Source organism: Kosakonia sp. Marseille-Q7440, assembly GCF_965119485.1.
This window is the reverse complement of record NZ_CBCPLT010000001.1, coordinates 35,179-58,889: the sequence shown is the minus strand read 5'-3', so window position 1 is coordinate 58,889 and position 23,711 is coordinate 35,179. Positions and strand designations below refer to the sequence as shown.

At 55.2% G+C, this 23,711-nt stretch carries 15 protein-coding genes, 1 tRNA gene and 3 rRNA genes; 5 read left to right on the top strand and 14 right to left on the bottom strand.

Annotation, left to right across the window (positions count from 1 at the left end):
• Window positions 1-126 precede the first annotated feature (126 nt).
• Window positions 127-399, top strand: coding sequence for a DUF3811 domain-containing protein (locus tag ACWPW2_RS00275; RefSeq protein ID WP_042712605.1), 273 nt, complete (start codon window positions 127-129; stop codon window positions 397-399).
• Here ACWPW2_RS00275 and rluF read toward each other — a convergent pair whose 3' ends face one another.
• Complete coding sequence (rluF, locus tag ACWPW2_RS00270; RefSeq protein WP_454121232.1) at window positions 400-1,269, bottom strand: 23S rRNA pseudouridine(2604) synthase RluF; 870 nt, start codon at window positions 1,267-1,269, stop codon at window positions 400-402.
• A 246-nt stretch (window positions 1,270-1,515) separates the two neighbouring features.
• Between rluF and ACWPW2_RS00265 the strand changes: the two genes are divergently transcribed.
• A complete protein-coding gene (locus ACWPW2_RS00265; RefSeq protein ID WP_454121231.1) occupies window positions 1,516-1,794 on the top strand; it encodes an addiction module antidote protein in 279 nt (92 codons plus the stop codon).
• A 28-nt stretch (window positions 1,795-1,822) separates the two neighbouring features.
• Here the strand turns inward: ACWPW2_RS00265 and ACWPW2_RS00260 are convergent, their stop codons facing one another.
• The 4 genes from ACWPW2_RS00260 to metH form a co-directional block, all read right to left on the bottom strand.
• Window positions 1,823-3,454, bottom strand: a complete 1,632-nt coding sequence (locus ACWPW2_RS00260) for a Na/Pi cotransporter family protein (RefSeq protein ID WP_124970715.1) — start codon at window positions 3,452-3,454, stop codon at window positions 1,823-1,825.
• A 171-nt stretch (window positions 3,455-3,625) separates the two neighbouring features.
• Window positions 3,626-4,102, bottom strand: coding sequence for a hypothetical protein (locus ACWPW2_RS00255; RefSeq protein ID WP_454121230.1), 477 nt, complete (start codon window positions 4,100-4,102; stop codon window positions 3,626-3,628).
• Window positions 4,077-4,853 carry a hypothetical protein gene (locus ACWPW2_RS00250; RefSeq protein WP_034812002.1) on the bottom strand — a complete coding sequence of 259 codons (777 nt, stop codon included), beginning with the start codon at window positions 4,851-4,853 and terminating at the stop codon, window positions 4,077-4,079. The genes ACWPW2_RS00255 and ACWPW2_RS00250 overlap by 26 nt, the downstream gene beginning before the upstream one ends.
• A gap of 255 nt (window positions 4,854-5,108) precedes the next feature.
• Window positions 5,109-8,795: a methionine synthase gene (metH, locus tag ACWPW2_RS00245; RefSeq protein ID WP_454121229.1), complete on the bottom strand. Its 3,687-nt coding sequence runs from the start codon at window positions 8,793-8,795 to the stop codon at window positions 5,109-5,111.
• Window positions 8,796-9,036: 241 nt separating this feature from the next.
• On the opposite strand from metH, the gene ACWPW2_RS00240 reads away from it, so the two are divergent.
• From ACWPW2_RS00240 to ACWPW2_RS00230, 3 genes are all read left to right on the top strand, one after another.
• The gene (locus ACWPW2_RS00240) at window positions 9,037-9,699 is read left to right on the top strand and encodes a hypothetical protein (protein WP_454121228.1); all 663 of its coding nucleotides are present in this window, start codon (window positions 9,037-9,039) and stop codon (window positions 9,697-9,699) included.
• 120 nt (window positions 9,700-9,819) lie between these two features.
• The gene (gene iclR / locus ACWPW2_RS00235; protein ID WP_023478496.1) at window positions 9,820-10,647 is read left to right on the top strand and encodes a glyoxylate bypass operon transcriptional repressor IclR; all 828 of its coding nucleotides are present in this window, start codon (window positions 9,820-9,822) and stop codon (window positions 10,645-10,647) included.
• 119 nt (window positions 10,648-10,766) lie between these two features.
• Window positions 10,767-11,783, top strand: coding sequence for a hypothetical protein (locus ACWPW2_RS00230; RefSeq protein ID WP_454121227.1), 1,017 nt, complete (start codon window positions 10,767-10,769; stop codon window positions 11,781-11,783).
• Here ACWPW2_RS00230 and aceK read toward each other — a convergent pair.
• The 9 genes from aceK to ACWPW2_RS00185 all read right to left on the bottom strand — a co-directional run bounded on the left by aceK (window position 11,780) and on the right by ACWPW2_RS00185 (window position 23,635).
• On the bottom strand, window positions 11,780-13,528 hold the full coding sequence (gene aceK / locus ACWPW2_RS00225; protein WP_454121226.1) for a bifunctional isocitrate dehydrogenase kinase/phosphatase: 1,749 nt from the start codon (window positions 13,526-13,528) through the stop codon (window positions 11,780-11,782). The two genes, ACWPW2_RS00230 and aceK, sit on opposite strands and share 4 nt — an antisense overlap.
• 84 nt (window positions 13,529-13,612) lie before the next feature.
• Window positions 13,613-14,923, bottom strand: coding sequence for an isocitrate lyase (gene aceA / locus ACWPW2_RS00220; RefSeq protein WP_042712589.1), 1,311 nt, complete (start codon window positions 14,921-14,923; stop codon window positions 13,613-13,615).
• A 152-nt stretch (window positions 14,924-15,075) separates the two neighbouring features.
• On the bottom strand, window positions 15,076-16,677 hold the full coding sequence (gene aceB, locus ACWPW2_RS00215) for a malate synthase A (protein WP_454121224.1): 1,602 nt from the start codon (window positions 16,675-16,677) through the stop codon (window positions 15,076-15,078).
• A gap of 246 nt (window positions 16,678-16,923) precedes the next feature.
• Window positions 16,924-17,853, bottom strand: coding sequence for a homoserine O-acetyltransferase MetA (gene metA, locus ACWPW2_RS00210; RefSeq protein WP_023478504.1), 930 nt, complete (start codon window positions 17,851-17,853; stop codon window positions 16,924-16,926).
• A gap of 133 nt (window positions 17,854-17,986) precedes the next feature.
• On the bottom strand, window positions 17,987-18,415 hold the full coding sequence (locus ACWPW2_RS00205) for a YjaA family stress response protein (RefSeq protein WP_312119473.1): 429 nt from the start codon (window positions 18,413-18,415) through the stop codon (window positions 17,987-17,989).
• A 98-nt stretch (window positions 18,416-18,513) separates the two neighbouring features.
• Window positions 18,514-18,629: ribosomal RNA gene (gene rrf, locus ACWPW2_RS00200) — 5S ribosomal RNA — on the bottom strand.
• Between the two features lie 195 nt (window positions 18,630-18,824).
• Window positions 18,825-21,731, bottom strand: a 23S ribosomal RNA gene (locus ACWPW2_RS00195).
• 202 nt (window positions 21,732-21,933) lie between these two features.
• A tRNA-Glu gene (locus tag ACWPW2_RS00190) sits at window positions 21,934-22,009 on the bottom strand.
• Between the two features lie 84 nt (window positions 22,010-22,093).
• Window positions 22,094-23,635 (bottom strand): 16S ribosomal RNA (locus ACWPW2_RS00185).
• The 16S, 23S and 5S rRNA genes sit together here with 1 tRNA gene alongside, the layout of an rRNA operon.
• Window positions 23,636-23,711 lie beyond the last annotated feature (76 nt).

Genomic DNA, 23,711 nt, shown 5'->3' with positions numbered 1-23,711 from the left:
AGCAGGTCGTTCCGGTTATCCTCATTGAGCGATAACCTGCGAGCCAATTTCCAGTTATGCCGTTCTTGCCTGCGCTTTTGACGCGTTATCGCGTAGACTCGTGACACTTCCTTAGGAGAACATGCCATGGCCGTGACCAGACTGACGCAGAAAGAGATGACCGAAAGTGAACAGCGGGAGCTTAAAACGCTGCTCGATCGCGCCCGCATTGCGCATGGACGCCCGCTGAGTAACTCTGAGGCGAACCATGTTAAGAAAGAGTACATCGATAAGTTGATGGCGCAGCGTGAAGCGACCGCGAAGAAAGCCCGCCAGGTGAAAAAGCAGCAGGCTTATAAACCTGATGAGAACAGCACCTTTTCGTGGTCGGCAACCACGCAAACGCGCGGACGCCGCTGATTAGCGCCCTTTCTTTTTCCTGCCCGGCTGGGTAAAGCGTTTACCGGCCGGTTTCGCCCGGCTTTTCTCTTCCGGCTTCGCCGCTTTTACCGCGGGCTTTTTCGCCGCCTGCGGTTTCGCTTTGCTCTGCCCCTTCAGTTTCGCTTCCGAGGTGGAGTTCTCAATCAGCTTAAACAGCGCAATCAGTTCATCATCGGTAAGATCGCGCCATTCGCCAGGCGGCAATCCGGTCAGGCTGACGTTCATAATGCGCGTGCGCTCAAGCTTGGTCACCTCATAGCCAAAGTGTTCGCACATGCGGCGAATCTGGCGATTAAGCCCCTGCACCAGCGTGATGCGGAAGGTAAAAGGCGCTTCCCTCTTCACTTTGCACTTTTTGGTTACCGTACCGAGGATCGGCACACCTGCGCCCATCCCGCGTACAAACTCATCGGTAACCGGCTTGTTGACCGTGACCAGATACTCTTTTTCGTGGTCGTTTCCCGCCCGCAGGATTTTGTTGACCAGATCGCCGTGGTTGGTCAGGAAAATCAGCCCCTGCGAATCTTTATCGAGCCGACCAATGGGGAAAATGCGGCTGCTGTGGTTAACGAAATCGACGATATTGTCTTTTTCGCCCTCTTCGGTGGTACTGACGATGCCAACGGGTTTATTCAACGCGATAAACACCAGATCTTCTTCATTTCGCGGTTCGATAAGTTGCCCGTTCACTTTCACCACGTCTCCGGCCACCACCTGGTCGCCAATGCCGGCGCGTTTGCCGTTGATAAAGACGTTGCCCTGTTCGATGTAACGGTCAGCCTCGCGGCGTGAGCAGATTCCGCTTTCGCTAATGTATTTGTTTAAACGTGTAGATTGGGTTGGCAGCATAAGTTCTCCTCTGAAAGCGGAATATAACGTTGTTAAGCTGAAGAGAAAAATGGATTTTTGCCCCAGCGGCAAAGAAGTGTGCGCTAACTCTTTAAAATATATGCACTATGTGAAAGCGAGCAAAGTAGTCTGTGAGACGCTTTCCAGAAGGAGAATGGGGGACTTTTTTCCCTACCAGTGGAAGAGTATTTTTGCTCAACAGTACAAAATACCTGGCAAAATGTGTTTAATCCTCAGGTGATTACCATGAATAAATTAACCCCTTATGATCCCGCAGCGGCACTGGTTAACGATGAGGCGATAGCGGTCTTCATGGCGGATGCACTGGAAACCGGCAATGCGGCTTATATCGCCCGAGCATTAGGGGTGATCGCTCGGGCTAAAGGGATGACCGACATCGCTGCAGAAACCGGTTTGTCACGCGAGCAGCTCTATCGCTCTTTCAGCGAAAAGGGGAATCCGACACTGAGGACGACACTCTCCGTAATGAAAGCGCTGGGCATTGAACTGACAGTCAAACGCTAAGCTGCCGTGCCCGCAGGCACGGCGTGGATTAATACTCTTCGCGGGATTCGTCTTCGTCGGGCTGCTCCAGCACGCTGTAGGCCACCGAGCAGAAGAGCGAGTTGAGGCGCTTCATATCGCCGAGCAGGCCGAGGTGTAGCGAGCTGGTTTCAATACTCTGCACGTTTTGCTGATGCAGACGATCGACGTGCGCGTGGGAGTAACGGCGGTTCAGAATACGGAAGCGGTGCTTGCTGCGGCGCAGGCGGCGTGCGCTGGTAACATCGCGGGAGAAAAAGACCGACATCGCCAGCTTCAGGTTGTTAAGCAGTTGCTCATGCAGAGCGTCCAGCTCTTTCAGCCCTTCAAAGGAGAACGCGCGCCGCGCGGCGAGGGATTTATCGGCGATCTCACTGCCCATGCGCTCAATAATGTCGGAGGCCTGCTCAAGGTTGAGGGACATCTCAATCACCTCGCCCCAGCGCTTCGACTCCTCTTCCGCCAGCTCATCTTTCGGCATGCGCGCCAGGTAGAGTTTGATGGCGGTGTAGAGCACATTCACATCGTCGGCCTGCTTACGCAGCTCCTTCTCCTGACGCGGTTCGCCATGCATCACTTTGTGCAGCCCTTCCAGCATCTGCTCCATCGCATCGCCCATGCGCAGGGTTTCGCGTGCGGCATTGGCCAGCGCCAGCGTTGGTGTATCAAGCGCGGAGCTGTCGAGGTGTTTCGGCTTGAGGCGTGCATCCAGCTCCGGCTCTTCGTGAATAATACGTTTACAGAAGCGCGCCATCGGGCTGGCAAACGGCACCATCGCCAGACAGCGGATGACGTTGTAGAAGACATGGAAATAGATCACCAGCTCCGATTCCGGCAGCGGCAGTTTCTGCATCCCGTCAGCAAGGAGGTGAACGAAAGGCAGGATAAGCAGGCTGCCCACCAGCTTGAAGAGCAGGCTGCCGAGCGCAACGCGGCGGGCGGCGGCATTGGCCCCGCTGTTATTCAGCATCGCCAGCAGCCCGGAGCCGAGGTTGGCACCAATCACCAGGCAGAGCGCCACCGGGAACGAGATAATACCGGCCGCGGTTAACGTCGCGGTCAGCAACACCGCGGCGAGGCTGGAGTAGCTGATGATGGCAAACACCGCGCCAATCAGCGCGTCGAGCATGATATCGCCGGTCAGCGAGGCGAAAATCACCTGCACCCCGTTCGCCTGGGTAATCGGCGTCACGGCCTGCACAATCAACTCCAGCGCCAGCAGGATCAGCCCAAGGCCGATGCTGACGCGGCCAAGCTGCCCTTCGCGGGTCTGTTTACGCCCAAGAAAGAAGATCACGCCGACAAAAATCAGCAGCGGCGAAAGCCATGAGAGATCGAAGGTCAGCACCCTCGCCATCAGCGCGGTACCCACATCCGCGCCGAGTACGATCACCAGTGCGGGGGTCAGCGCTACCAGATCCTGGGCGACAAAGGAGGCCACCAGCATGGTGGTGGCATTGCTGCTCTGCACCAGCGCGGTCACGCCAATACCGGCGCAGAAGGCGAGCGGTTTTTTCTCTACGCTGCGGCTAAGCACCGTGCGCAAACGCGCGCCAAACACGCGCATGACGCCGGTTCGTACAATGTGTGTGCCCCACACCAGCAGGGCGACAGCAGAAAGAAGATGTAGCAAAGTTAACACGGAATCAGCTTCTCCTTATCGTTATGCGCTGCCTGTTATCCACATGGATACGGCAACTTTATGAAGTAAGTATAAGGCGTTAAACCTGAGACGGGCGCAGGGCGCGCAATCCGCGCCCTGCGAGTTGTAAGAATAGATGACAGTTATGTGACAGAAGCGAGGCGTTGGCGGTTAACGCGTTAACGCGGCATCCGCGCGTGGGGTGCCGTTACGTTTTGCCCAGACCACCGAGCCAATTTTTAACGCTTCCGACAACATAAACAGAACTATCGCGACCAGGGCTGAGCGGAATCCCGTTAGATGCAGCATCATCGGAATCAGCGCAACAGAGCATTTTAATGAGAACACGCGGGCAATTTCCTGCACCACAAAGAAAATCATATTGATATTTTTCTTTACCAGAAACGACCACGCGGAAAATATTAACGAAATAATTAATGCAATATTAATAAAGAACATCAACTGGACTAATCCGCCCGTCACACCGCTGACGCCTAAGCGGCCATAGTTGGAATAAAACGCGCTGATGTCAGAATAAAAAGGTACGTTACCGCTCTGCATCGAAAAAAAGAGATATCCGAGCAGCGCCAGCACGTCCATCACGCCCCAAAAGATAAATATTTTATTTCTTAAATTCATAATCTTCATCCCTTACGCCTGGAATCCAGTGCCATGATTTACCTGACACCGCCCAGGCATCATCACCCTCAAGATATTTCTGGTAGATCGTCCGTTTTTCGCCGTAGCGGCGAATCACCGAACGATTATAGAGGAACTCGCGCGTATCGGATGCCAGGTCTGCCGGCAGCGGCGTCCAGAGCTGAATTTTATCGCGCGAGGTGTTCATATAATCTTTGCCATCAGAGCCGAAGACGCGGCCTTCGTCGCCCATACTGGTCGCACGGTTAAGCAGCATCACCGCCGCATTCTTCACGCCGTGGAAGTCCGTTTCGCTGGTTTTCCAGTAGCCGGGGCCAAACTCATCCGTCACCGGCGCGAAATCGCTGCGGGTCGGAGCCGGACGCCCGTGTACCGCCACGCTATCTTTAAAGCCGTTAATAATCGTACGCACAAAGACGGCGTTGAACGACAGGCTCTGCACGCAGAACAGCTCAGCGTTTTCGGAAATAAAGAACGGATAGTAGAAGCGGTTGCGTGCACTGACGTTTGGCCTGACCACCACCACAATGCCTTTATCAATCAGGCTATCGATATAGTTCTCTTTTTGATGGCCCAGCGGATCGTGCGGTAAACCATATTTAAAACCGTGATGAGGTTTAATGGTGTAGCCATCAATACTGCCTAAAAGATTATTAGGGCTGCTTTCAATAAAGTACTCTTTTTTAATGATGTTTTTTGCAATATCTGGCGCAAGGATATTCTCATAATCCTTCGGCAATAAATTTCTTTTCCTGATATCATAAATATCCATTTTATAATACTCACGTTTAATTGATGTCAGCCAAAAGCAGCGCAAAAAAGAGAGCAACTTTACTTTTTAATCTGCCTCCATCATACGCATGAAGCGGAATGAGGGCCTAAGAAAATATCATACTTTAAGAATGTTCTTAGTTCAAATTTGTATTATGTCTGCTTCACGATAGTTTCGTGAAAATGAAATGAAAAAAGGGGCAATTAACCTGCCCCGTATAATTTAATCCGCATCGTAACCTAAATGGGACGCCAGCCAGCGTTCAACTTCCGCCACGCTCATCCCTTTACGGCGCGCGTAATCTTCCACCTGGTCACGCTGAATTTGCGCCACGGCGAAATATTTACTCTCCGGATGGCTGAAGTACCAGCCGGAAACCGAGGCGCCAGGCCACATGGCGAAGGACTCCGTCAGCTTCATGCCGGTATGTTTCTCCACATCCAGCAACTGCCAGATGGTCCCTTTTTCCGTGTGCTCCGGGCAGGCCGGATAACCCGGTGCCGGGCGGATGCCCTGGTAATTCTCGCGGATCAGCGCCTCGTTGCTGAGATTTTCATATGGCGCATAGCCCCAGTAGACTTTACGTACCCGCTCATGGAGATACTCGGCGAAGGCTTCCGCCAGCCTGTCGGCTATCGCCTTGACCATGATTTTGTTGTAGTCGTCGTGCGCGGCGTCATACGCATCTGCCAGCGCGTCCTCTTCCAGGCCGCCGGTCACGGCGAAAGCACCGATGTAGTCCGCTTTACCGCTCTGTTTCGGCGCGACAAAATCGGCGAGGCAGTAGTTAGCAAAGCCGATTTTTTCCGTCTGCTGGCGCAGATGGCAGCCCAGCGCCAGCAGCTCAGTGCGGGTTTCATCCCGGTAGATCTCGACGTCATCACCGACGCGGTTCGCCGGGAAAATGCCCACCACGCCGCGCGGGTTGAGCCGCTTTTCTGCGCCGAGCATATCAAGCATCTCGTTGGCATCGGCGAAGAGCCGTTTTGCCTCTTCACCCACCACTTCATCTTCGAGGATGCGCGGATATTTACCCGCCAGCGACCAGGTCATAAAGAAGGGCGTCCAGTCGATGTAGTTACGCAGCGTCTCAATACTGGCCGTGACCTCCTGCACACCTAAACGGTGAGCGACCGGCGGCGTGTAGCTCGCCCAGTCAAAGGCGAGATCGTTTTCACGCGCGGCCTGTAGCGTCACGGGCGGCGTGCGCGGTTTTTTACGCGCGTGCTGAATGCGCACCGTTTCATACTCTTTGCGGGTGCGGGCGACAAAATCATCGTGCTGAGTAGCAGAGAGCAGCGCAGAGACCACGCCGACGGTACGCGAGGCGTTTTGCACATAGACCGTCGGCCCGCTGTAGTTCTGCTCGATTTTGACCGCCGTATGGGCCTTCGAGGTGGTCGCGCCGCCAATCAGCAGCGGAATGGTGAAGCCCTGACGCTCCATCTCTTTCGCCACGTTGACCATCTCATCAAGCGAGGGGGTGATAAGGCCGGAAAGACCAATCAGATCGGCATTCACTTCGCGGGCGGTTTTGAGGATTTTATCCGCTGGCACCATCACGCCGAGATCGATAATTTCGTAGTTGTTGCACTGCAGCACCACGCCAACGATGTTCTTGCCGATATCGTGCACATCGCCTTTTACCGTGGCGATCACCATCTTACCGTTGCTGCTGCCCTTCTCTTTGCTGGCCTCGATGTAGGGCTCCAGATAGGCCACTGCCTGCTTCATCACGCGGGCAGATTTCACTACCTGCGGCAGAAACATTTTGCCTTCGCCAAACAGATCGCCGACCACGTTCATGCCATCCATCAGCGGCCCTTCAATCACTTCGATCGGGCGCGCGGCCAGCTGTCGGGCCTCTTCGGTGTCCTGCTCAATAAACTCGGTGATGCCTTTAACCAGCGAATATTCAAGGCGCTTTTTCACATCCCAGCTGCGCCACTCCGCCTGCTGGGCAGCAGCCCCCTCATCGGCACCTTTACTGCCGCGATACTTCTCCGCCAGATCCAGCATGCGCTCGGTAGCGTCGTCGCGGCGATTAAGGATCACATCTTCTACCCCATCGCGCAGCTCGGCGGGCAGATCGTCATAAATCGCCAGCTGACCGGCGTTGACGATGCCCATATCCATACCGTTACGAATGGCGTAATAGAGGAAGACAGCGTGGATCGCTTCACGCACCGGGTCGTTACCACGAAACGAGAAGGAGACGTTCGACACGCCGCCGGAGATGAGGGCGTGGGGCAGTTCGCGTTTGATATCTTCGCAGGCACCGATAAAGTCCTGCGCATAGTTGTTGTGCTCTTCGATCCCCGTCGCCACGGCGAAAATGTTGGGGTCGAAAATGATATCTTCCGGCGGGAAACCCACTTCCTGAGTCAAAATCTGGTATGCGCGACGGCAAATCTCAATCTTGCGCGCGCGGGTATCCGCCTGGCCTACTTCATCAAAGGCCATCACCACCACCGCTGCGCCATAGCGGCGCACCAGCTTCGCGTGATGAATAAAGGCCTCAACGCCCTCTTTCATTGAGATGGAGTTAACAATGCCCTTGCCCTGGATGCACTTCAGCCCTTTTTCAATCACCTCCCATTTGGAGGAGTCGATCATGATGGGCACGCGGGCAATATCCGGCTCACCGGCAATCAGGTTGAGGAAACGCACCATCGCCGCTTCGGCGTCGAGCATCCCTTCATCCATATTGATATCGATGATCTGCGCGCCGCTCTCCACCTGTTGACGGGCGACATCGAGCGCTTCGTTGTACTTCTCTTCTTTAATCAGGCGTTTGAATTTGGCTGAGCCGGTGACGTTTGTGCGTTCGCCGACGTTCACAAACAGGCTCTCATCGCCAATATTGAGCGGCTCAAGACCGGCGAGACGGCAGGCGACGGGCAGCTCCGGAAGTTTGCGCGGCGGTACACCAGCAACCGCGCGGCTCATCGCCGCAATATGTTCCGGCGTGGTGCCACAGCAACCGCCAACTATGTTGAGGAAACCGGCCTGCGCCCATTCGCCGATTTGCGCTGCCATGGTGTCGGCATCGAGATCGTATTCACCAAACGCATTCGGCAGACCGGCGTTCGGGTGCGCGGTGACGTAGCACTCGGCAATGCGCGACAGCTCCTGCACATACTGGCGCAGCTCGTCCGGCCCCAGCGCACAGTTGAGACCGAAGGTGAGCGCATCGGCATGGCGCAAAGAGTTATAGAAGGCTTCGGTGGTCTGCCCGGAGAGCGTGCGCCCGGAAGCGTCGGTAATGGTGCCGGAGATCATGATCGGCAGATCGATGCCCAGCGCGTCGAACTCCTCTTTTACCGCGAAGATCGCCGCTTTGGCGTTGAGGGTATCAAACACCGTTTCGATCATGATCAAATCGGCTCCCCCCTCCACCAGCGCGCGGGTTGATTCGCGATAGGCAGTAACCAGCTGATCGAAGGAGATATTACGAAATGCCGGGTCGTTAACGTCCGGCGAAATGGACGCGGTGCGGTTGGTTGGGCCGAGCACGCCGGCTACATAGCGCGGTTTATCTGGCGTCTGCGCGGTCCACTTATCAGCGCTGGCACGCGCCAGCTTCGCGGCAGCAAAGTTGATCTCCGCCGACAGGGATTCCATCTGGTAATCCGCCATGGCGATGGTGGTGGAGTTAAAGGTGTTGGTTTCAATAATATCCGCGCCTGCTGCAAAGTAGGCGTCGTGGATATCAGCAATCACCTGCGGTTTGCTGAGAACCAGCAGGTCATTGTTCCCTTTAAGATCGCAGGGCCAGTCGGCGAAGCGTTCGCCGCGGAAATCCTGCTCGCTTAAACGATAGCTCTGGATCATGGTGCCCATGCCCCCATCCAGAACCAGAATGCGTTCACTTAACTGCTGTTTCAGTTGCTCAACGTTGCTGCTCACACTCACTCCCGACGGCTCCAGATCAGGCCAAAAGGCCAGCAGGACATACTGGCATAAAGTCACAGGGTGGAAAAGCGACGCGGGGGGAATATGAGAGAAGTTCACTTAACGCCTGTAAGCTCGATTGCCGCGCCAGTCACTAACCTTTCCGGGGAATTCCTTGTTCAAGTTTTGGGCGATGCTGCCGATGTATGCTAAATCTTTTGCCTCTTTATAAACGCACCTCGTCACGGAACAGATTATGTCGTTTTTACGCTCATTGTTTGGCAATAAAAAACCTCGTCTCAGCGACTTGAAACTTAATGTTGATAAGTGGCAACTGTATGAGACATTTGAAACCACTATGATGTGGTTTACACCAGAACGAAACGCAGTGCGCCTGCAACTGCTCCCACCGACGCAGTGGCCCTTCGCCTTAGATGATATTGCCGCGGCTACCCGCTACTGGCAGCAGGAAACGGCCAAAATCGATGGAGCATTGGTGGAGCTGATAGCGCTCGATATTCAGGGAATGGCAGCGTTGCAAGGCATATTTAAATATCGGGACCCTACACCTGGTTCGCTTGGTATGTATTACGTCGCGATTATCTGGCTCCCCTTAAGCCAGGGTATTTTCCAGATTAATGCTGAAGCGATCGAAAAAGGCGATACCGGTATACGCGAAGCGTTCGTCACGAACTTGCTTCTTCACCAGGGCTATGAAGCGCCAGCCGAGGAGGAACCCGAATTTATCGAATCCGCCGACGCTCTTTTCGCCAGGTTGCGTGAAAGCAAGCTACGCTGTCTGCCGAGCGACGAGCGGCAATACGATGAGGTATTCCCTGAGCACCCTCTCAGCCAGGTAAGACAGACCATTGCGTTTTGCGCTCAACATTGTCAGCTGGCAAAACACTTGCGGCAATAAACAAGCTGTGGGGCCGTTTTTCGATATGTTTGGGCGAACTCATCCGATCAGTCCACCAAGGAGTTACGTTATACTCTGGCAAAACGAAAACCATTTCCACGATACAGAAAAGGAGCTCCTATGGTCGCTTCCGTCCCCGCAAAACGTGGCAGAAAAGCCGCCGCTCCGGCCGCGCCCGCTGGCGGGCAGGTGCAATCCTTAACGCGCGGCCTGAAATTGCTCGAGTGGATCGCCGAATCACACAGTAGCGTCGCGCTGACCGAGCTGGCGCAGCAGGCCGGTTTACCCAACTCCACCACCCACCGTTTATTGACCACCATGCAGCAGCTGGGCTTTGTCCGCCAGGTAGGCGAGCTGGGGCACTGGGCGATTGGCGCGCACGCTTTTATCGTCGGCAGTAGCTTTCTGCAAAGCCGCAACCTGATGGCGATTGTGCACCCGATTCTGCGCAAGCTGATGGAGGAGTCCGGCGAGACGGTGAACCTGGCGGTGCTGGATAAGAGCGATCATCAGGCGATCATTATCGATCAGGTGCAGTGTACGCAGTTGATGCGTATGTCCGCGCCGATTGGCGGCAAGCTGCCAATGCATGCCTCCGGGGCGGGAAAAGCGTTTCTTTCCCGGCTGGATGATGAGCAGGTTGGTAATCTGCTGCACCGCCAGGGGCTGCACGCTTACACCCACGCCACGCTGGTGTCACCGCTGCATCTGAAAGAGGATCTCGCCCAGACGCGTAAACGCGGCTACTCCTTTGATGATGAAGAGCATGCGCTCGGCCTGCGCTGCGTCGCCGCCTGCATTTTTGACGAGCACGGCGAGCCGTTCGCAGCCATCTCAATCTCCGGGCCGATTTCGCGCATTACCGACGATCGCGTCACGGAGTTGGGCGCAATGGTGATCCGCGCGGCAAAAGAGGTGACGCTGGCTTACGGCGGCATCCGCACCTAAAAGAAGAGTTCTCTCTATACGCGCGGGCACTCTCGCAGGCGATAGAAGGGATCTCTGATTGTTGTTCCCCCTCAGGCAGTGGCACTTTGGCGGCAATGCCCTTTCTGAGGTTCTGTTTGATGAAGTGTAATAGTCGTACGCTTGCCGCCCTTCTGCTGGCGCTGCCTGTTCCGGTGTGGGCGCATGTGAAATGGTTTGTGGATTATGACGTCAAAATCGCCCCGGCCTCGCTGACGGCGATTGCCGGTTCACTTAGCTTTTGGGCGCTGCTGGTTTTCGCCACGCTGGTGATTTTCGCCACCTCGCTGGCCGATCGCCGCCTCCCCTCATTACCTGAGATCCCGCGCTTTCGCCCGCAACTTCAGCGCGCCCATCACTGGGTTCCTGCAATTATGCGCGTGGGAACCGGCCTCTTTTTTCTCATCCTCGGCCTCTTCTACCCGCAGGTGATCCTCACCCCAGAGCTGATCGTGGCCAACCCGTGGCTGACCTTTATTCACCTCGCCATTGCCATCACCGCCCTGACACGGAAAACCAGCTTTATCGCCGGGCTACTGATGCTGTTTCTTTATAGCTATGCGGTGCAGCTTTACGGCGCGTTCCATATGCTCGATTACCTGCTGTTTGTCGCCCTCGGTATCTATCTCATCAGCCAGACCTTTCTGCCGGTAGAAAACGACGAGCGGGTGATTGCCTTTGTGCGGCTGATGCTCTGCTACTCCTTTTTATGGGGCGCCGTGGAGAAATTTATGCAGCCGAATCTCTATTTCCAGTTGCTGGGCGCGCACCCGTGGCTGGCGATGGAGCTGGACTGGGCTTTCTTTGTGCGCGGCTGCGGGTTTGTGGAGCTGTGCCTGATCTGGCATATCTACAGCGGCAAACTGGCAAGCTATGCCTGCATCACTCTCTTCGCGCTGATTGCGGTGCTGGCCTTTATTCCCTTTGGCATCACAGATGTGGTGGGTCATTTCGCCTTTATTGTGCCGCTGGTTGCGATCCTGCTTACGCCAAGGGAAACCGTGCTGTTTCGCAGCGCCATAGCTAACACCGCCGCCTTTCTGGTGATGCTGTTGACGCTGCTACTGTTTGGCTCCCTGAGCTACTCGGTGTTGCAGTACAACACCCATCTGCGTTAACCGGCCTGCCGCAGCGCGCTTTGGGCGAAGCGAATGCAGAAGCGCTGGCGTTTGCGGTAGGCGTAGACATCCTCGACGTGCCCCTGGCGAATGCGCTCCTGCAAACCACGCCAGTAGTCAGCACGAAGGAGATCGGCATGCATCTCTTCAAACAGCGGGCCGATCTCCGGGTCGGCGCAGAGCCAGTGGCGAAACTCTTCAGGAAAGACATCGCCTGGCGCGACGCTGTACCACGGCTCGGCGCTGAGTTCATCTTCCGGGTAACGCGGGGCGGGGATATCGCGGAAATTCACTTCCGTCATGTAGCAGATTTCGTCGTAGTCATAAAACACCACCCGACCGTGGCGCGTCACGCCGAAGTTTTTAAACAGCATATCGCCGGGGAAAATATTGGCGGCGGCAAGCTGACGGATGGCATTGCCATACTCTTCCACCGCATCGCGCAGCTGCTGGCCTTTCACCTGCTCGAACCAGAGATTGAGCGGCACCATACGCCGTTCTATGTAGAGATGGCTGATGGCAATCCGATCGCCGAGATCGGTGATTTTACCCGGCGCCTGCTCCAGCAGCAGCGCCATCAGCGGCGGCGCAATCTGCCGCTTCTCCAGCACAAAATTTTCAAACTCCTGGGTGTCGGCCATGCGCCCGACGCGATCGTGCTCCTTTACCAGTTGATAGCAGGCGCGAACGTGGGCGGCGCTCATCTCTTTTTGCGGCGGGAACACATCTTTAATTACTTTGAAGACACGATCGAACCCCGGCAGGGTAAACACCAGCATCACCATACCGCGAATGCCGGGCGCTTCAATAAACTGCTCATCACTGTTAGTGACGTAGTGGAGATATTCGCGGTAACTCTCTGTTTTCGCATGTTTCTGGCAGCCAATCGCCATATAGAGCTCGGCGGTGGTTTTGCCCGGCAGGAGCTCGCGCAGCCACTCGACGGTGGCCGCCGGGAGCGGCGCATAGACCATAAAGTAGGAGCGGGCGAAGCCAAACACGATGCTAGCTTCGGCGTGCGTGGTGAGGCAGGTATCGACAAACAGCTCCCCCTCATCACTGCGATGGATCGGCAGCAGAAACGGCAGCGTTCCCGCCGGGGTGATGAGTTTGCCCACCAGCCAGGCGGCTTTATTGCGATAAAAAAGCTCGTTCGCTACCTGTAAATGCGCGTGGTTGAGCGCATCCATGCCAAAGGCTTCCAGCAGGTGAGCGCTGATATAACGCACGTCACGCGCTTTGTCCTGCCACGGCAGCCGCAGCGGCAGATCCGATAACACTTTTGTCAGCAGCGCTTCCCAGCCGCGCTCCGGCCAGAAGGCTTTCGCAAGCGGGCGCGGAATGGTGCGAAAACGGCGTTCAGGCTGCGAACTGAAGATGAAAAGCCGCTCGGGCGACAGAGAGCGATGATCAAACAAGCGGCAATAGACCGAGTTAAAGAAGCTTTCGGCAATTTCAAAGCGGGGATAGTCGGGCAGCAGCTGCGTGTAGTGCGCTTTCACCTCTTGCAAAAATTCCACGTCCGGATGCTGGCTGTCGGTGATACAGCGCAGCTGCTCCACCACCAGACCGACGTGGTGATCGTAGAGGTGGATACGCTGTTTCATCGCCTGCTGCACGGCGTGCCAGTCCGCCTGCTCAAAGCGCTGCTGCGCCCCGGCGGTCACTTCCAGAAAGCGCCCATACTGCGCGTCAAAACCCTGCAGGATGGTTTGTGCAATTAACAACGCCAGGCCACGCGACATGTGCACCTCCAGGTGACGGCCGGATTAGTGTGTAAGCCGGAGACGCGTCCGCGCCATCCGGCAGCCACAATGCAGTCGGGCGCATTAGACGCCGAACTGCGCCTCTTCTGTCGATCCGGTTAATGCCGTGACCGACGAGGCTCCGCCCTGAATAATGGTGGTCACTTTGTCGAAGTAACCGGTGCCCACTTCCTGCTGGTGCGAGACGAAGGTGTAGCCCTCTTTCCCGGCGGCAAACTCCGGCTGCTGCACCTTCTCAACGTAGTGCTTCATCCCTTCGCCCTGCGCGTAGGCGTGCGCAAGGTCGAACATGTTGAACCACATGCTGTGAATGCCCGCGAGGGTGATGAACTGGAATTTGTAGCCCATATCCGACAGTTCCTGCTGGAAGCGCGCGATGGTGTCGTCGTCGAGGTTCTTTTTCCAGTTAAAGGAGGGCGAGCAGTTGTAGGCCAGCAGCTTGCCGGGGAATTTCGCGTGAATGGCGTCGGCAAAGCGGCGTGCCAGCGCCAGGTCGGGCGTCGAGGTTTCACACCACACCAGGTCAGCGTAAGGAGCATAAGCGAGGCCACGGCTGATCGCCTGCTCAATGCCGGCATGGGTGCGGTAGAACCCTTCGCTGGTGCGCTCCCCGGTAATAAAGGCGCTGTCATAAGGATCGCAGTCGGAGGTGATCAAGTCGGCGGCATCCGCATCGGTACGCGCGACCACTAATGTCGGCACGCCAAGCACGTCGGCGGCCAGTCGCGCGGCCACCAGTTTTTGCACCGCTTCCTGGGTCGGAACCAGCACTTTACCGCCCATATGGCCGCACTTTTTCACCGAGGCGAGCTGATCTTCGAAGTGAACCGCCGCTGCACCGGCTTCGATCATCGATTTCATCAATTCAAAGGCGTTAAGCACGCCGCCAAACCCCGCTTCCGCATCGGCAACAATCGGCAGGAAATAGTCGACATAACGCGGGTCGCCAGGCTCAATGCCGCTCGACCACTGGATCTGATCCGCGCGGCGGAAGGTGTTATTGATACGCTCAACCACCGCCGGAACCGAGTTGGCCGGGTAGAGGGACTGATCCGGGTACATGCTGGCGGCAAGGTTGGCGTCCGCCGCTACTTGCCAGCCGGAGAGATAGACCGCCTCGATGCCCGCTTTCGCCTGCTGCAATGCCTGACCACCGGTTAATGCGCCAAGGCTGTTCACGTAACCCTTTTTCGACTCACCGTTCAGCAGACGCCAGATTTTGGCCGCGCCAAGCTGCGCCAGCGTGCACTCCGGGTTGACCGAGCCGCGTAATTTCACCACTTCTTCCGCGCTGTACGGGCGGCGAATGCCTTCCCAGCGTGATTGTGTCCATTCCTGTTGCAGCGCTTCAATTTGTTGGGTACGGGTTTTCATATGCAGATGCTCCCTATTCTTCTCCTGGCGTACCAGGCGTTATTGATGAAGGCCGTTTGCTCAGGGCCAGCCCACCCACCGCAGCCTGTTTGTCATAGCGGGGATGATGAGCGCTGCCTTGGCCAACGTGGCGAACAAATTAGCCCGGGTGGTTACGCCAGCAGGCGGTAGCCCGGCAGGGTTAAGAAATCAATCAGCTCATCGGAAGTGGTGATCTGCTCCATCAACCGCGCGGCATCGTCGAAACGTCCGCTGCTGTAACGGTGCTCACCCAGCTCTTCCTGGATGACCTGCATCTCTTCAGCCAGCATCTGGCGGAACAGCGCTTTGGTCACCGGTTTACCGTTGCTCAGCGTCTTCTGGTGGTGGATCCATTGCCAGATAGAGGTTCGGGAGATTTCCGCGGTGGCGGCATCTTCCATCAGACCGTAAATCGGCACGCAGCCGTTGCCGGTGATCCACGCTTCGATGTACTGCACCGCCACGCGGATATTGGCACGCATCCCCTCTTCCGTGCGCTCCCCTTCGCAGGGTGCCAGCAGCTCTTCTGCGCGGATCGGCGCATCCTCTTCACGGGTTACGAAAAGCTGGTTTTTATGCTTGCCCAGCGCCGCGTTGAAAATCTCCATCACGCTGTCGCCAAGGCCGGGGTGCGCAATCCATGTGCCATCGTGTCCGTTATCCGCTTCCAGCTGCTTGTCGGCTTTTACTTTGTTCAGCACCCAGTTATTGCGTTCGGCATCTTTGCTGGGGATGAACGCCGCCATGCCGCCCATGGCAAACGCGCCGCGACGATGACAGGTTTTGATCAGCAGGCGGGAGTAGGCGCTGAGGAAGGGTTTATCCATCGTCACCACCTGGCGATCCGGTAGCACACGGTCCGGGTAGTTTTTCAGGGTTTTGATGTAGCTGAAGATGTAATCCCAGCGCCCGCAGTTCAGCCCGACAATATGGTCACGCAGCGCGTGGAGGATCTCATCCATCTGGAAGACGGCCGGCAGCGTTTCAATCAACAGCGTTGCTTTGATGGTGCCGCGCGGCAGGTTGAAGCGATCTTCCGTGAAGCTGAAGACTTCGCTCCACCAGGCGGCCTCTTGCCAGGCTTGTGTTTTCGGCAGGTAAAAGTAAGGGCCGCTGCCTTTGGCGAGTAGACTTTTATGGTTGTGGAAGAAGTAGAGCGCGAAGTCGAACAGGCTCCCCGGGATCGCTTCTCCGCGCCAGGTGACATGTTTTTCCGGCAGGTGTAAGCCGCGCACGCGGCAAACCAGTACCGCAGGATCGGGCTTCAACTGATAAATTTTTCCCGCTTCATTGGTGTAGCTGATGGTGCCGTTGACCGCATCACGCAGGTTGATCTGCCCGTCGATCACTTTTCCCCAGTTTGGCGCCAGCGAATCTTCAAAATCCGCCATAAATACTTTCACGTTTGCATTCAGCGCGTTGATAACCATTTTGCGCTCGACGGGCCCGGTGATCTCTACGCGACGGTCCAGCAGATCGTCAGGAATGCCGCGGATCGTCCAGTCGCCTTCACGGATGGAAGCGGTTTCCGAAATAAAGTCTGGCAGCCTGCCGTTATCAATCTCTTGCTGCTGGTGAATGCGCGCTGCCAGCAGTTGATTGCGTTTTGGCGTGAAGCGCGCGACCAGGTCGCTGAGGAATTCTACTGCTGCCGGCGTCAGGATCTGCTTCTCCTGCGCGCCAAATGGCTGGGTAAAGGCCAGTTCTTCAGTTGTGGTCGCCTGTTGTGTCATGGTGCGGTCTCCTCTTTTGGCAGCGAACTCATTTTCCAGGGCAAACGAAGATCGGTTGTGCAGTTTTCGTGCAGCAAGATCAATCCTGGACAATAAATTTTCCAAAATCAAAAACAATTTCCATTTTAATTATAAATACATGATAAGTGATTGATCAGAATGGAGATAAATTTTTACTGGGGAGTGAAGTGATTTTCGCAAACAAAAAAGGCACCCGAAGGTGCCTCTCGTCTGGAGCTGAAACGCTTAATCCAGGGTTGGATTCATATGACGAAGATCGTATGGCGTGATCTGGTAGACGTAGTAGTTGAGCCAGTTGATGAACAGCAAATTACCGTGGCTGCGCCATGAAGCACGCGGTTTGTTTTGCGGATCGTTTTGCGGGAAATAGTTGTGCGGCAGTTCAGGTTTCAGGCCTGCTTCCACGTCGCGGAAATATTCGCTCGCCAGCGTGTCAGGATCGTATTCCGGGTGACCGGTGACAAACGCGATGCGCTTATCTTTGCTGGCAAAGAGGTAGGCATCGCCATCTGCCGTTTCTGCCAGGATATCGAGATCGGTGTAATCACGGATCAGCGCAGCGGGGAAATCAGCATAGCGCGAGTGCGGCGCGAGGAAATAGTCATCGAAGCCGCGCGTCAGCAGGGCATGAGGCTGCAGGAGGTGGTGCTCGTAGACGCCGGAGAGTTTATCGCTGCGGGTCTGTTTCGGAATGCCGTAAAGGATATTGAGTGCTGCCTGTACTGCCCAACAGACGAAAAGTGTAGAGGTAACGTGATCTTTTGCCCATGCCAGCACCTGCTCGATCTGCGGCCAGTAGGCAACATCGTTAAACTCGACCAGGCCTAACGGCGCGCCGGTGACGATCAGGCCATCGAAATTCTCGTCGCACACTTCATCGAAGTTACAGTAGAAGGTGTTGAGGTGCTCAGCGGGGGTGTTACGCGACTCGCGTGAATCGATTCGCAACAGGCGGACATCAACCTGCAGCGGGGAGTTGGAGAGCAGCCGCAGGAACTGGTTTTCCGTCTCGATCTTTTTCGGCATGAGGTTGAGGATAAGCACCTTCAGGGGACGAATTTCCTGCACTGTCGCGCGCGAAGTCGTCATCACAAAGACGTTTTCATCCCGAAGAAGATTGACGGCCGGCAGCTCGTCCTGCACCCGAATCGGCATAACTTATATCCTCACAACATACGTTTATACGTTTAGACATCCAGACAGCTGACAATACCCATAAATGTTCTGAATGTCGAGCCTGCCGGTGGAAGGTGAGAAAGTTTCACATTACGGCCAGTACAGGAATGTATTAGCTGATGATAGTGGGATTGTTATTTCCCGGCGCTTTTGGCTTTTTGATATCTTCCAGAGTGGCTAAAACCTGGGCATCGCTAAGCGGAGCGGGATCGGCGATAGCATGCAGCTCGCGGCAGCGACCACCACCGGCACCAAAGGCGACTTCGAGGATGGCGCGCTCTTCAACTATGGATAAACCGCCTTCATTCATTTCCAGTGCGTGAGAGAGAATATCGAGCTTCCCTGACTTAGGAAGGAACTGCCAGAAAGAGCGCGGGGCAACCTGTTGAACCAAATCCCGGAGTAACTTTTCGGCGACAAAGAAGTCGGCAACAATGATGCGCTGATTGCTGAAGGGTTGATGGCCGGAAACCTGCTGCTGGGTGTTGAGATTGCGTACAACCATGCGGTTTTTATACAGCTGAACGTAAAGCGTGACCATGGCTACTTCCTTTAGCGGTGAGGGGAGGATTAAAACGCGTGGAAAAAGCATAGCAAAAAGCCTCATGCTTTCGCATGAGGCTTTCGGCTTTGATTGATGCCTGGCAGTTCCCTACTCTCGCATGGGGAGACCCCACACTACCATCGGCGCTACGGCGTTTCACTTCTGAGTTCGGCATGGGGTCAGGTGGGACCACCGCGCTGTTGCCGCCAGGCAAATTCTTTGTGCCCGGAACGTCTCTTTCACCCTGATGCGGCGTTGGCTGCGCTCGTAAAGTCAGTCACATACTTCAGTATGCTCCTTCCTTTCCGTCACTTGCCGCCTTGCCTCAGTGCAAAAGCGTTCGTTCCTTCAAATCTGGTATCAGCTGAAAATCTGTCTCTCATCGCCAAAACATCTTCGGCGTTGTAAGGTTAAGCCTCACGGTTCATTAGTACCGGTTAGCTCAACGCATCGCTGCGCTTACACACCCGGCCTATCAACGTCGTCGTCTTCAACGTTCCTTCAGGAGACTTAAAGTCTCAGGGAGAACTCATCTCGGGGCAAGTTTCGTGCTTAGATGCTTTCAGCACTTATCTCTTCCGCATTTAGCTACCGGGCAGTGCCATTGGCATGACAACCCGAACACCAGTGATGCGTCCACTCCGGTCCTCTCGTACTAGGAGCAGCCCCCCTCAATTCTCCAGCGCCCACGGCAGATAGGGACCGAACTGTCTCACGACGTTCTAAACCCAGCTCGCGTACCACTTTAAATGGCGAACAGCCATACCCTTGGGACCTACTTCAGCCCCAGGATGTGATGAGCCGACATCGAGGTGCCAAACACCGCCGTCGATATGAACTCTTGGGCGGTATCAGCCTGTTATCCCCGGAGTACCTTTTATCCGTTGAGCGATGGCCCTTCCATTCAGAACCACCGGATCACTATGACCTGCTTTCGCACCTGCTCGCGCCGTCACGCTCGCAGTCAAGCCAGCTTATGCCATTGCACTAACCTCCTGATGTCCGACCAGGATTAGCTGACCTTCGTGCTCCTCCGTTACGCTTTAGGAGGAGACCGCCCCAGTCAAACTACCCACCAGACACTGTCCGCAACCCGGATCACGGGTCCACGTTAGAACATCAAACATTAAAGGGTGGTATTTCAAGGTTGGCTCCACGCAGACTGGCGTCCACGCTTCAAAGCCTCCCACCTATCCTACACATCAAGGCTCAATGTTCAGTGTCAAGCTATAGTAAAGGTTCACGGGGTCTTTCCGTCTTGCCGCGGGTACACTGCATCTTCACAGCGAGTTCAATTTCACTGAGTCTCGGGTGGAGACAGCCTGGCCATCATTACGCCATTCGTGCAGGTCGGAACTTACCCGACAAGGAATTTCGCTACCTTAGGACCGTTATAGTTACGGCCGCCGTTTACCGGGGCTTCGATCAAGAGCTTCACCTTGCGGTTGACCCCATCAATTAACCTTCCGGCACCGGGCAGGCGTCACACCGTATACGTCCACTTTCGTGTTTGCACAGTGCTGTGTTTTTAATAAACAGTTGCAGCCAGCTGGTATCTTCGACTGGTTTCAGCTCCGTGAGCAAGTCACTTCACCTACGCACCAGCGTGCCTTCTCCCGAAGTTACGGCACCATTTTGCCTAGTTCCTTCACCCGAGTTCTCTCAAGCGCCTTGGTATTCTCTACCTGACCACCTGTGTCGGTTTGGGGTACGATTTCGTGTTACCTGATGCTTAGAGGCTTTTCCTGGAAGCAGGGCATTTGTCACTTCAGCACCGTAGTGCCTCGTCATCACGCCTCAGTGTTAAAGTGAACCGGATTTACCTGGAACACACACCTACACGCTTAAACCGGGACAACCGTCGCCCGGCCGACATAGCCTTCTCCGTCCCCCCTTCGCAGTAACACCAAGTACAGGAATATTAACCTGTTTCCCATCGACTACGCCTTTCGGCCTCGCCTTAGGGGTCGACTCACCCTGCCCCGATTAACGTTGGACAGGAACCCTTGGTCTTCCGGCGAGCGGGCTTTTCACCCGCTTTATCGTTACTTATGTCAGCATTCGCACTTCTGATACCTCCAGCATGCCTCACAGCACACCTTCGACGGCTTACAGAACGCTCCCCTACCCAACAACACATAGTGTCGCTGCCGCAGCTTCGGTGCATGGTTTAGCCCCGTTACATCTTCCGCGCAGGCCGACTCGACCAGTGAGCTATTACGCTTTCTTTAAATGATGGCTGCTTCTAAGCCAACATCCTGGCTGTCTGGGCCTTCCCACATCGTTTCCCACTTAACCATGACTTTGGGACCTTAGCTGGCGGTCTGGGTTGTTTCCCTCTTCACGACGGACGTTAGCACCCGCCGTGTGTCTCCCGTGATAACATTCTCCGGTATTCGTAGTTTGCATCGGGTTGGTAAGCCGGGATGGCCCCCTAGCCGAAACAGTGCTCTACCCCCGGAGATGAATTCACGAGGCGCTACCTAAATAGCTTTCGGGGAGAACCAGCTATCTCCCGGTTTGATTGGCCTTTCACCCCCAGCCACAGGTCATCCGCTAATTTTTCAACATTAGTCGGTTCGGTCCTCCAGTTAGTGTTACCCAACCTTCAACCTGCCCATGGCTAGATCACCGGGTTTCGGGTCTATACCCTGCAACTTAACGCCCAGTTAAGACTCGGTTTCCCTGCGGCTCCCCTATACGGTTAACCTTGCTACAGAATATAAGTCGCTGACCCATTATACAAAAGGTACGCAGTCACCCCATAAAAGAGGCTCCCACTGCTTGTACGTACACGGTTTCAGGTTCTGTTTCACTCCCCTCGCCGGGGTTCTTTTCGCCTTTCCCTCACGGTACTGGTTCACTATCGGTCAGTCAGGAGTATTTAGCCTTGGAGGATGGTCCCCCCATATTCAGACAGGATACCACGTGTCCCGCCCTACTCATCGAGCTCACAACCTGTGTGCTTTTGTGTACGGGGCTGTCACCCTGTATCGCGCGACTTTCCAGACGCTTCCACTAACACTCAGGCTGATTCAGGCTCTGGGCTGTTCCCCGTTCGCTCGCCGCTACTGGGGGAATCTCGGTTGATTTCTTTTCCTCGGGGTACTTAGATGTTTCAGTTCCCCCGGTTCGCCTCACAGCACTATGTATTCATGCTGTGATAGTGCAACGGATTGCACTGGGTTTCCCCATTCGGACATCGCCGGCTGTAACGGTTCATATCACCTTACCGGCGCTTTTCGCAGATTAGCACGTCCTTCATCGCCTCTGACTGCCAGGGCATCCACCGTGTACGCTTAGTCGCTTAACCTCACAACCCGAAGATGTTTCGTAAAACACCCTCAGTTGCGAAAATTTGAGAGACTCACGGAACAATTCGCATTGTTCTGTGTTTCAATTTTCAGCTTGATCCAGATTTTTAAAGAGCAAATATCTCAGACATGACTCACTGTTCACACAGGAATCAGGTTTGAGATATATCGGCAGGTGACTTTCACTCACAAACCAGCAAGTGGCGTCCCCTAGGGGATTCGAACCCCTGTTACCGCCGTGAAAGGGCGGTGTCCTGGGCCTCTAGACGAAGGGGACACAAAGTCTCACTCGCAAGACGCCTTGCTTTTTACTTTTCATCAGACAATCTGTGTGGACACTGCAGGGAAAGGTTCTTTAAGGTAAGGAGGTGATCCAACCGCAGGTTCCCCTACGGTTACCTTGTTACGACTTCACCCCAGTCATGAATCACAAAGTGGTAAGCGCCCTCCCGAAGGTTAAGCTACCTACTTCTTTTGCAACCCACTCCCATGGTGTGACGGGCGGTGTGTACAAGGCCCGGGAACGTATTCACCGTGACATTCTGATTCACGATTACTAGCGATTCCGACTTCATGGAGTCGAGTTGCAGACTCCAATCCGGACTACGACGCACTTTATGAGGTCCGCTAGCTCTCGCGAGATTGCTTCTCTTTGTATGCGCCATTGTAGCACGTGTGTAGCCCTGGTCGTAAGGGCCATGATGACTTGACGTCATCCCCACCTTCCTCCAGTTTATCACTGGCAGTCTCCTTTGAGTTCCCGGCCTAACCGCTGGCAACAAAGGATAAGGGTTGCGCTCGTTGCGGGACTTAACCCAACATTTCACAACACGAGCTGACGACAGCCATGCAGCACCTGTCTCACAGTTCCCGAAGGCACCAATCCATCTCTGGAAAGTTCTGTGGATGTCAAGACCAGGTAAGGTTCTTCGCGTTGCATCGAATTAAACCACATGCTCCACCGCTTGTGCGGGCCCCCGTCAATTCATTTGAGTTTTAACCTTGCGGCCGTACTCCCCAGGCGGTCGACTTAACGCGTTAGCTCCGGAAGCCACGCCTCAAGGGCACAACCTCCAAGTCGACATCGTTTACGGCGTGGACTACCAGGGTATCTAATCCTGTTTGCTCCCCACGCTTTCGCACCTGAGCGTCAGTCTTCGTCCAGGGGGCCGCCTTCGCCACCGGTATTCCTCCAGATCTCTACGCATTTCACCGCTACACCTGGAATTCTACCCCCCTCTACGAGACTCAAGCCTGCCAGTTTCGGATGCAGTTCCCAGGTTGAGCCCGGGGATTTCACATCCGACTTGACAGACCGCCTGCGTGCGCTTTACGCCCAGTAATTCCGATTAACGCTTGCACCCTCCGTATTACCGCGGCTGCTGGCACGGAGTTAGCCGGTGCTTCTTCTGCGGGTAACGTCAATCGACGCGGTTATTAACCGCATCGCCTTCCTCCCCGCTGAAAGTACTTTACAACCCGAAGGCCTTCTTCATACACGCGGCATGGCTGCATCAGGCTTGCGCCCATTGTGCAATATTCCCCACTGCTGCCTCCCGTAGGAGTCTGGACCGTGTCTCAGTTCCAGTGTGGCTGGTCATCCTCTCAGACCAGCTAGGGATCGTCGCCTAGGTGAGCCGTTACCCCACCTACTAGCTAATCCCATCTGGGCACATCTGATGGCAAGAGGCCCGAAGGTCCCCCTCTTTGGTCTTGCGACGTTATGCGGTATTAGCTACCGTTTCCAGTAGTTATCCCCCTCCATCAGGCAGTTTCCCAGACATTACTCACCCGTCCGCCACTCGTCAGCAAAGCAGCAAGCTGCTTCCTGTTACCGTTCGACTTGCATGTGTTAGGCCTGCCGCCAGCGTTCAATCTGAGCCATGATCAAACTCTTCAATTTAAAGTTTGATGCTCATCGAATTAAACCGTAATGAATTACGTGTTCACCCGTGAGACTTGGTATTCATTTATCGTCC

Bases quoted from the DNA above. Each gene is read 5' to 3' on its own strand.
- ACWPW2_RS00255 (WP_454121230.1), bottom strand. From the start codon at position 4,102: ATGAAGATTATGAATTTAAGAAATAAAATATTTATCTTTTGGGGCGTG.
- ACWPW2_RS00265 (WP_454121231.1), top strand. From the start codon at position 1,516: ATGAATAAATTAACCCCTTATGATCCCGCAGCGGCACTGGTTAACGAT.
- aceA (WP_042712589.1), bottom strand. From the start codon at position 14,923: ATGAAAACCCGTACCCAACAAATTGAAGCGCTGCAACAGGAATGGACA.
- metA (WP_023478504.1), bottom strand. From the start codon at position 17,853: ATGCCGATTCGGGTGCAGGACGAGCTGCCGGCCGTCAATCTTCTTCGG.
- aceK (WP_454121226.1), bottom strand. From the start codon at position 13,528: ATGTCGCGTGGCCTGGCGTTGTTAATTGCACAAACCATCCTGCAGGGT.
- ACWPW2_RS00275 (WP_042712605.1), top strand. From the start codon at position 127: ATGGCCGTGACCAGACTGACGCAGAAAGAGATGACCGAAAGTGAACAG.
- ACWPW2_RS00240 (WP_454121228.1), top strand. From the start codon at position 9,037: ATGTCGTTTTTACGCTCATTGTTTGGCAATAAAAAACCTCGTCTCAGC.
- ACWPW2_RS00205 (WP_312119473.1), bottom strand. From the start codon at position 18,415: ATGGTCACGCTTTACGTTCAGCTGTATAAAAACCGCATGGTTGTACGC.
- aceB (WP_454121224.1), bottom strand. From the start codon at position 16,677: ATGACACAACAGGCGACCACAACTGAAGAACTGGCCTTTACCCAGCCA.
- iclR (WP_023478496.1), top strand. From the start codon at position 9,820: ATGGTCGCTTCCGTCCCCGCAAAACGTGGCAGAAAAGCCGCCGCTCCG.
- rluF (WP_454121232.1), bottom strand. From the start codon at position 1,269: ATGCTGCCAACCCAATCTACACGTTTAAACAAATACATTAGCGAAAGC.
- ACWPW2_RS00230 (WP_454121227.1), top strand. From the start codon at position 10,767: ATGAAGTGTAATAGTCGTACGCTTGCCGCCCTTCTGCTGGCGCTGCCT.